We start from the raw sequence: 7,972 nt of genomic DNA, 5'->3' as shown, positions 1-7,972 counted from the left end.
CAAGCGATCCGATCAAACCATCTCAGCCAATACTTGCAAGCAGGGGGCCGTCCACATATGAGCACCGGAAGCGCAGAAAGCCGTCATTCGCAGGCCGGCATCACCTGAATATCGACGTGCCTAGACGAAGAGGTCGACCTTCTGGAATGTCGTCACGTCGATCAAGCCGACATCCGAAATCCTCAGTTCGGGAATGACGACCAGGGCCAGCAGCGAGTGCTGCATATAGGCGTTGTTCAATGAACAGCCCATCTTGCGCATCGCCTCGGCGAGCTTATCGGCCTTGGCGGCGACGATTTCAGCCCGCTCGTCCGACATCAGCCCGGCGATAGGCATTTCGACCAGCGCCAGTTCCTTGCCCTTGGAGAACAGCACGACGCCGCCGCCGACCTCGCCCAGACGGTTCACGGCCAGCGCCATGTCCTGCTTGTTGGTACCGACGCAGATGATGTGGTGGGCGTCATGCGCCACGCTGGACGCCATGGCGCAGTCAGCCATGTAACCGAATCCGGAGACGAAGGCGTTGGTGACGCCGCCGGTGCCTCTGTGGCGCTCGACCAGCGCGATCTGGCAGACATCGTTGCGGCGATCCATGGCGACCAGCCCGTCCTCGACCGGCAGATCGGCCTCCAGTGCCCGCGTCGGCGCCTGGTTCTCGATGACGCCGATGACGCGCACCCGCACCTCGTTGGCGCCCTGGGGAGCCACGATGTCGAAGTCGCCGCCCTTCAGCTTCTTGCCGAGCTTGACGGTGTTCTTCGCCGTCAGGGGATAATCATAGGCCGGAATGTCGATTTCGAGCTTGCCGCCCTTGGCCAGCCTGACACCGCGTGCATAAACTTCGTCTATGGTCATCGCGGCGAGATCGGAGACGATCAGCAGGTCGGCCAGCCGCCCCGGCGCGATCGAGCCGATCTCGCGCTCCAGCTTGAAATGCTGGGCGGTGTTGAGCGTCGCCATCTGGATCGCCGTCACCGGCTTCAAGCCTTGGCTGATGGCGTGGCGCACCACGCGGTCCATATGGCCTTCATGGACCAGCGTGCCGGAATGGCTGTCGTCGGTGCACAGGATGAAGTTGCGCGGGTCGATCCCGCTCTCCGTCACCGCCTTGATCTGCGAGGCGACGTCATACCAGGCCGAGCCCAGCCGCAGCATCGCCTTCATGCCCTGGCGCACACGCGCAATGGCATCCTCGGCGCGCGTACCCTCGTGGTCGTCTTCCGGGCCGCCGGCGACATAGCCATGGAACGGCAGGCCGAGATCGCGCGAGGCATAGTGGCCACCGACCGTCTTGCCTGCCTTGACCGTCGCGGCGATCTCGCCCGACATGACCGGGTCATTGGCGGCGACGCCGGGAAAATTCATCACCTCGCCGAGCCCGATGATGTTTTCCCAGGTCATCGCTTCCGCCACATCGGCAACCGTCAGCTCGGCGCCGGCATGTTCCAGCCCCGGCGCCGAAGGCACGCAGGACGGCATCTGCACATGCACGTTGATGGGCATGGCGACGGCCTCGTCATGCATCAGCCGCACGCCCGGCAGGCCCAGCACATTGGCGATCTCATGCGGGTCGATGAACATCGAGGTGGTGCCGTGCGGAATGACAGCCCGGCAGAACTCGGTCACCGTCACCATACCGCTTTCGACATGCATGTGCGCGTCGCAAAGGCCGGGCACCAGATAGCGCCCGCCGGCGTCGACCACCTTGGTGACGCCCTGGCCGATGGCGTGGCTGGCATCAGGCCCGCAAAAGGCGAAGCGCCCGCCGGCAATGGCGATGTCGGTGCCGGCGATGATCTCGCCCGAATGGACGTTTACCCAGCGGCCGTTGCGGATGACGAGATCGGCGGGTTTGCGCCCCATGGCGACATCGACCAGATGCGTCGCCATCTCGGTCCAGGGTTTGGGTTTCGTCGCATGCCCCGACGGCTTCTTTGTCATGAAAGACTCCTGTTTGCCCGACTGTGCCAAGCCGATGTGGTTTTGGCCAGCGCCGAACGGTCTTTGCTACTGTCGATCAACGGATTACGCCGTCTTCACCACATATTGGTCGCAGTCGGAAATGGAATTCCGTTTTGTGGCAAATCAGGTTACCCTTCCCGCAAGGACATTTCTGGATCGCCATTTCGGGGAGTTCGATGCGTCGCCTGGTGGTCGCAAGTGCCGTTTTTCTTGTCGCTTCGGCCGTGCCGGCTTTTGCAGCCGACCAGATGGTCGACGTGCCGATGACGGCGCCCGGCTTCGACTGGACGGGCTACTACGCCGGTCTGCAAGGCGGCTATGGCTGGGGCCGATCCGATATATCAACGACGGAAGGCGCGCCGTTTTCCATCACCCCCGATATTGATGGCGGCTTCGTCGGCGGCCATGTCGCCGGCCTGTGGCAGTTCGACCAGGCTGTGCTCGGCGCCGAGGCAGACCTCAACTATTCCTCGATCGAAGGCACGACGGAATCGGGCCTGGGAAGCACATTCGGGACCGACATCAAGTGGTTCGGGTCGGTCAACGCCAAGGCGGGTTACGCCATGGATCGCCTGCTGATCTACGGCATTGGCGGCGTCGCCTTTGCCGGCATCGAAACCTCGCAGGTCGCGGGTCCGGCGTTCGCCAGCACGCGCACAAATATCGGCTGGACCGTGGGTGCCGGCGTCGACTACGCGCTGACCGACAAGTTCGTCGTCGGTGCGCAGTATCGCTACTATGATTTCGGCTCCGAGCACTACGACGTGGCGGAACCCTTTAACGATCGCGATCAGAACGTGAAGCTGAACACGGTCGGCATCAATTTGAGCTACAAGTTCTGAACCAACCCGTTGTTGTAGCGCTGAAGGCCGGGACGGACTTCGGGGGGAATTGGGGCGGCCGGCGCTCCCAGTGGGCGGGGGAATGGGTTGGGCCTGAGAGGCGCCGGCCTTGGCGGATCAGATCCGCCGCACAAACATCATATCCGTGCCCGCAGCGCCGATAATTCCGTGATCGCGCCAGTATCACCAAGCCGGCTGGTTTGTTCGCGCGTTCGCCAAGGCCCAAGAACACGACTTGACGGCCTGTGTCTGGCGTCTGAAAAGGGCTGGCCTGCGGACGTGGCGGAATTGGTAGACGCAAGGGACTTAAAATCCCTCGATCTCTGATCGTACGGGTTCGATTCCCGTCGTCCGCACCATATTGTGCCCCACGGCTGTCGACGGTCCTTGGCGCCGGTGATCTTTCACCCCGTTGATCTGAACGGCAGGACTAAGGTCTTGGCTGCCTCAAGCAATGGTCCGACGCAACCGCTTGAGGTCGGTCAATGTCCATTAAACGTTCCGTCTTTCGGCGAATACGCATATACAGTTCTGCTGGAGAGGAACGCGATTCGATGGTCACTGACTACTATGAAATTCTGGAAATCAGCCCGAACGCCAACTCGGAAACGATCGAACGAGTATTTCGTTATTTTGCTATGCGCTACCATCCCGACAATCGGGACACCGGCGATGAAGCGCGCTTTAGCGAGATCGTAGAGGCCCACAATATTCTCAAAGATCCGGTCAAGCGCGCGCAGTATGACATTCGACATAAGGATCATGCGAACTTTCGCCGCGAGTTGGCAGAAGAAGCCACCAACACAAAAGGCTTTGAAAAGGACGTCGTCATTCAGGCCAGGGTGCTCTCGCTCCTTTATGTGAAACGGCGGCAAGACGTTAATAATCCTGGCATTGGCGATACAGAACTCGAACGCTTGTCAGGCTGTCCGCGTGAACATCTCGAGTTTCACCTCTGGTATATGAAAGCCAAGGGTTGGATAGGCAGGGTCGAGAACGGAACGATCGCGATCACCGTAGAAGGCATCGATCGCGCCATCTCCGAAGATACTGGCCCCACCATCAGACTGCTCGAACGTGATCTTCATGGCGCCTGATTAGAAAGCCCGCCGCCCCAATCTCAATTGCGCGGCAGAGACGCTCTGACCTGCTCCAAGGACTGCATCTGGCGTCCATCGGCAAAATTGTCGGGAGATAGCCAAGTCAGGAAGGCGCCCTCGGCGACGGTCCATTCCCGCGCCAGGAGGGAGTACATGCAGATGTCGCACGGGCGCCCTTTCAGGATGAGACTCTCGCGCAATATACCCTCGAAGACGAAGCCCAACCGGTCGGCCGCTCGTCTGGATTTCGCATTGGCTGTGGTGCAGGTCCATTCCAGGCGGCGATAGCCCAGATCGTCGAAGACGTGCCGCATGATGAGGAATAGCGACTCGCTGGCAGCGACAGTCCTCTGTAGGCTGGGCGCGAAAAGGATGTAGCCGAGTTCAATCACCCGATGCGCCGGCCTTGCCTCCATCAGGCAAAGCCAGCCGACAGGCCCCCTGGCGGTGCGTAGCGTCAGGAATGCGCGCGACTGGTCGCTGAGCAGATCCTCGACATGCGCGCGGAAAGACTCAACCCTGTCGAACGGCCCCATCTTCATCTCGGCCCAGATCTCGTCGCGTTCGCCAGCATGGGTCAGCCGGAAGATTTCGTCGGCATCTTCGCGGCAGAGCGGCACGAGGCTTATATGGTTTCCCGTCAACGTTACTGGCCTGGGTGGGCTCGCGCTGCCGGCTGCTTTCGACAGTTCCTTCCATCTGTCTTGCTCAGCCATATTCCCTCCCCCGCCGATTGGCGCAGACCTTGGAACCCGAGCTCGACCACAAGCGCGGCTTTCCGCGTGCGGGGCATTCAACCTGACCAGTTCAGAAAGGCCAGAATAAAAGGGGGCTTGTAGGGTCAATAGCCGGCCGTGCGTCCGAGGCTTCAGATGGTCGCCGGAAGACCAGATAAATAACCAAGCCGCCGTAACCGACCTGCAGGACAACCAAGGTGAGAATTGCCCACCCAAGCGACGCCCAGACCGACCCGGCCTCCAAGTAAGCCCAGATTGCAACGCCGATCGTCGTTGCGGACATTCCAATCAGATATTGCGGAAAGTACATCTCTTTTCCCAGCCCACTCCAGCCTGTCGCCGGCGCCAATCAATTAAGTTGTCAAATAGAAAACCTTCACGCTCACCTCGAGAACCCAGACCAGTAGCCGCAAAGGGATGAATGGCCAGTGCGGTTGGCTTAGGGGTCTAAGGGGGCCGCACCGGCCATCGCGGGTGGGGTTTGGGCTTCCCCCGCGCCGATCAATCTAGATATATATTAGAAATCACGCAAATAAGAATCTTGATACCGATGAGACAGCCCTGCCAACGGGTCCAACGGCTGCCTTGGACCCAAGTCAAGCCCGCATCGGGTTCAGCTTCAAATGCTGGATCAAAATAATCGTCTTGGCGTCGATGATGCGGCCATCGGCAATGCCGGCCAGCGCCTCGTCGAGCGGCATTTCCAGAACTTCGATGTCCTCGCCTTCGTCCGCCGCGCCACCGCCGGCCGAGATGCGGTCGGCGGGCGAATAACGGGCGATGAAGAACCAGAGCCGTTCTGTGACGCTGCCGGGGCTCATATAGGGCGAAAACAGCCTCTCCACGTTCTGCAGCCGGTAGCCGAGCTCCTCCTCCGCCTCCTTGCGGATACAGGTTTCCGGATCGTTTTCATCCAGCAGGCCGGCACAGGCCTCGATCAGCGGTTCGCGGTGGCCGGTGACGTAGGCGGGATAGCGGAACTGGCGCACCAGGAGCACGGTCGAACGCGAGGGATCGTAAGGCAGGATCACCGCGCCATCGCCGCGATCATAGGTCTGGCGCACCTGCGTCTCCCACTGTCCGTCACGCCGGCGGTAGTCGAGAACGGTCTTCTTCAGGACGGCCCAGTCGTCGGAGAGGATTTCCTCCGAACGGATGCGAACGCGATCTTCCATCATGGTCTCCATGCTCTTGGTTCATGCATGTCGTTCTCCCAAAACCGGGGCCACTTTTGGGCGACATGCATTGGCGGTCGAGGCGTAGCCGCGAACCGGCGTTTCGGCAATGCCGTCAGTGATTGGTCCAGAAGCCGTTTCACCGCCTCGTGTCTGGCGCAGACTCGATCGGTTGCCTAAATAGCTGCTAACCCTCCCCGGAGTTTCTCATGACCGCATCGCTTTTCCAGCCGATCACCCTCGACGGCCTCACCTTCCCCAATCGTATCGCTGTCGCACCGATGTGCCAGTATTCGGCCGAAGACGGCTCGGCCAGCGACTGGCACCTCTACCATTGGATGAACCTTGCCATGTCCGGCGCCGGCATGGTCACGGTCGAGATGACCGATGTCGAGCGCCGCGGGCGCATCACGCATGGCTGCCTCGGCCTTTATTCCGAAGACAATGAGGCCGCCGCCCGCCGGGCGCTGGATGCGGCAAGACGCGTCGCCGCTCCGGGCACGAAATTTGGCACGCAACTGGCCCATGCCGGCCGCAAAGCCTCGAACCGCAAGCCGTGGGAGGGCGGCGGACCGCTGCAGCCAGATGAGGACCCCTGGCAGACCGTGTCGGCCTCGGCCATTGCCTACGACACCGGCTGGAACGTGCCGCGGGCGCTGGAGGAGAAAGAGATCCTGCAGCTCATCGAACGCTTCGCCGAGGCGGCAAGGCGGGCCGAACGCGCGGGCTTCGACTTCCTCGAACTGCACGCCGCGCATGGTTATCTGATCTTCCAGTTCCTGTCGCCATTGTCCAACCAGCGCACCGATCGCTGGGGCGGCTCGCTGGAGAACCGCATGCGCCTTGTCGTCGAGATCGCCAAGGCGGTGCGCAAGGCAACGCCAAAGCTGATGCTCGGCGCGCGGCTGTCGGTGAAGGATTGGGTCGATGGCGGCTTCGACGTCGAGGACGCGATCGAAGTCGCGAAGGCACTCAAGGATTTGGGCGTCGCCTATCTCTGCTGCTCGAGCGGCGGTAATTCGCCGTTGCAGAAATTGCCCACCGGCCCCGGCTACCAGGTGCATCTGGCGGAGGCCGTGCGCAAGGGTGCAGGCATTCCGACCCGCGCGGTCGGCCTGATCGATGACCCGAAGCAGGCCGAAGCGATCCTCACTGAGGGCCGCGCCGACATGGTGGCGCTGGCGCGCGCCTTCCTGGCCGATCCGCGCTGGGGATGGCGTGCGGCGGCGACGTTCAGCGAGACAATCCACCCGGCGCCACAGCTTGCCCGTTCGGTGACCACGATGCAGCACTGGATGAAGGCGGCGGGCTGATCAGCCCGTTCTCCTGACACCGGCACAGTTTGCCCCGCTTCAATTCTCGCCACAAACTGCTACGTTGGGTGAGGCTGCGGCGGGCGCGGCCGGGCTTGGGAGGAAGTCATGCCATTGAGGGCATTCTTGCCGGTTGCAGCGCTAACCGTCGTGGCCGGACTTTGGATCGGCACATCGACGCCGGCCGGTGCACAATATTGCGAGGGCACGGTGCACGGCCTGTCCGGCCGCTACAATCTGGCGACCGGCAGCGGCTTTCTCGCCGTGCGGACACGGCCGAACTCGTCGTCGCGGATGATCGGCCAATTGTTCAATGGCGATCATACCGAGATCTTCGACCGGCGCGGCAACTGGTATCAGGTCGAAATCGGCGGCCGGACCGGCTGGGCAAACGCCCGCTGGCTGCGCAACGACTGCGGTTACTGAGCGGCTGTTTTCGAGCCGTTCCCGGTCAGATGGCAGCCTCCAAACAGGCTCTGAGACGTTTGGGCGCAGGCTGAAGGCCACGTTTGCAACCAAATCGGCTGCTTTGCGTTGCGGCCATGATGGATAACAAACCTTTTGAAGTGCCGGTGGTTGTCGAACTTGGCCATGTCGGCAAATATCGCCATATCCGCAGCGCCCAGGAGGCCGCGGAATGCCTGATGACCGTGTGGCCGCTCAATCGCGGCCCGCGTCATCGTGATGCCCTCGACACTTGCCTCAAAGTGCTGGAAGGTTATCGTTCGACAGCGGATGCGCGCCGGGCGCTGATTGAAGCCGCCAAGGAATCGGAAGTGCTGGTGCCCGACGACAAACTGCCCGACGACCGGCTGCATTGAGCAGGCGGGCCTTTCAACTGGA

9 protein-coding genes and 1 tRNA gene are annotated in these 7,972 nt (G+C 61.7%); 6 read left to right on the top strand and 4 right to left on the bottom strand.

The genetic code is table 11. The features are described from left to right. Positions 1 to 120: 120 nt before the first annotated feature. A complete protein-coding gene (ade, locus tag NKJ06_RS17920; RefSeq protein ID WP_352629018.1) occupies positions 121 to 1,941 on the bottom strand; it encodes an adenine deaminase in 1,821 nt (606 codons plus the stop codon). A gap of 197 nt (positions 1,942 to 2,138) precedes the next feature. Here ade and NKJ06_RS17915 point away from each other — a divergent pair, with 197 nt between their 5' ends. The 3 genes from NKJ06_RS17915 to NKJ06_RS17905 all read left to right on the top strand — a co-directional run bounded on the left by NKJ06_RS17915 (position 2,139) and on the right by NKJ06_RS17905 (position 3,901). After that, positions 2,139 to 2,804, top strand: a complete 666-nt coding sequence (locus NKJ06_RS17915; RefSeq protein ID WP_352629020.1) for an outer membrane protein — start codon at positions 2,139 to 2,141, stop codon at positions 2,802 to 2,804. Positions 2,805 to 3,077: 273 nt separating this feature from the next. Further along, a tRNA-Leu gene (locus tag NKJ06_RS17910) sits at positions 3,078 to 3,163 on the top strand. Positions 3,164 to 3,358: 195 nt separating this feature from the next. After that, positions 3,359 to 3,901, top strand: coding sequence for a DnaJ domain-containing protein (locus NKJ06_RS17905; protein WP_352629022.1), 543 nt, complete (start codon positions 3,359 to 3,361; stop codon positions 3,899 to 3,901). Between the two features lie 23 nt (positions 3,902 to 3,924). Here NKJ06_RS17905 and NKJ06_RS17900 read toward each other — a convergent pair whose 3' ends face one another. The 3 genes from NKJ06_RS17900 to NKJ06_RS17895 form a co-directional block, all read right to left on the bottom strand. Beyond that, the gene (locus tag NKJ06_RS17900; protein ID WP_352629024.1) at positions 3,925 to 4,620 is read right to left on the bottom strand and encodes a GNAT family N-acetyltransferase; all 696 of its coding nucleotides are present in this window, start codon (positions 4,618 to 4,620) and stop codon (positions 3,925 to 3,927) included. Between the two features lie 91 nt (positions 4,621 to 4,711). Further along, a complete protein-coding gene (locus tag NKJ06_RS35820; protein WP_502905631.1) occupies positions 4,712 to 4,924 on the bottom strand; it encodes an exopolysaccharide production repressor protein in 213 nt (70 codons plus the stop codon). Between the two features lie 313 nt (positions 4,925 to 5,237). Then, entirely contained in the window at positions 5,238 to 5,816 is a 579-nt protein-coding gene (locus NKJ06_RS17895) for an NUDIX domain-containing protein (protein ID WP_352629026.1), read from the bottom strand. A gap of 209 nt (positions 5,817 to 6,025) precedes the next feature. Between NKJ06_RS17895 and NKJ06_RS17890 the strand changes: the two genes are divergently transcribed. The 3 genes from NKJ06_RS17890 (at position 6,026) to NKJ06_RS17880 (ending at position 7,950) form a co-directional block, all read left to right on the top strand. Then, the gene (locus tag NKJ06_RS17890; protein WP_352629028.1) at positions 6,026 to 7,129 is read left to right on the top strand and encodes an NADH:flavin oxidoreductase/NADH oxidase; all 1,104 of its coding nucleotides are present in this window, start codon (positions 6,026 to 6,028) and stop codon (positions 7,127 to 7,129) included. 108 nt (positions 7,130 to 7,237) lie between these two features. Next, entirely contained in the window at positions 7,238 to 7,555 is a 318-nt protein-coding gene (locus tag NKJ06_RS17885) for an SH3 domain-containing protein (RefSeq protein WP_352629030.1), read from the top strand. A 116-nt stretch (positions 7,556 to 7,671) separates the two neighbouring features. Next, positions 7,672 to 7,950, top strand: coding sequence for a DUF982 domain-containing protein (locus NKJ06_RS17880; protein ID WP_352629032.1), 279 nt, complete (start codon positions 7,672 to 7,674; stop codon positions 7,948 to 7,950). Positions 7,951 to 7,972 lie beyond the last annotated feature (22 nt).

The organism is Mesorhizobium sp. M0293 (assembly GCF_040321735.1).
In the GTDB taxonomy this organism is placed as follows: domain Bacteria; phylum Pseudomonadota; class Alphaproteobacteria; order Rhizobiales; family Rhizobiaceae; genus Mesorhizobium.
Note: the sequence above shows the minus strand (reverse complement) of the source record. Positions and strands in the feature narration are given on the sequence as shown.

What these genes read in the sequence shown, in the direction of transcription:
- NKJ06_RS17890 (WP_352629028.1), top strand. Translation starts at nt 6,026, where the DNA reads ATGACCGCATCGCTTTTCCAGCCGATCACCCTCGACGGCCTCACCTTC.
- ade (WP_352629018.1), bottom strand. Translation starts at nt 1,941, where the DNA reads ATGACAAAGAAGCCGTCGGGGCATGCGACGAAACCCAAACCCTGGACC.
- NKJ06_RS17900 (WP_352629024.1), bottom strand. Translation starts at nt 4,620, where the DNA reads ATGGCTGAGCAAGACAGATGGAAGGAACTGTCGAAAGCAGCCGGCAGC.
- NKJ06_RS35820 (WP_502905631.1), bottom strand. Translation starts at nt 4,924, where the DNA reads ATGTCCGCAACGACGATCGGCGTTGCAATCTGGGCTTACTTGGAGGCC.
- NKJ06_RS17915 (WP_352629020.1), top strand. Translation starts at nt 2,139, where the DNA reads ATGCGTCGCCTGGTGGTCGCAAGTGCCGTTTTTCTTGTCGCTTCGGCC.
- NKJ06_RS17885 (WP_352629030.1), top strand. Translation starts at nt 7,238, where the DNA reads ATGCCATTGAGGGCATTCTTGCCGGTTGCAGCGCTAACCGTCGTGGCC.
- NKJ06_RS17895 (WP_352629026.1), bottom strand. Translation starts at nt 5,816, where the DNA reads ATGGAAGATCGCGTTCGCATCCGTTCGGAGGAAATCCTCTCCGACGAC.
- NKJ06_RS17905 (WP_352629022.1), top strand. Translation starts at nt 3,359, where the DNA reads ATGGTCACTGACTACTATGAAATTCTGGAAATCAGCCCGAACGCCAAC.
- NKJ06_RS17880 (WP_352629032.1), top strand. Translation starts at nt 7,672, where the DNA reads ATGATGGATAACAAACCTTTTGAAGTGCCGGTGGTTGTCGAACTTGGC.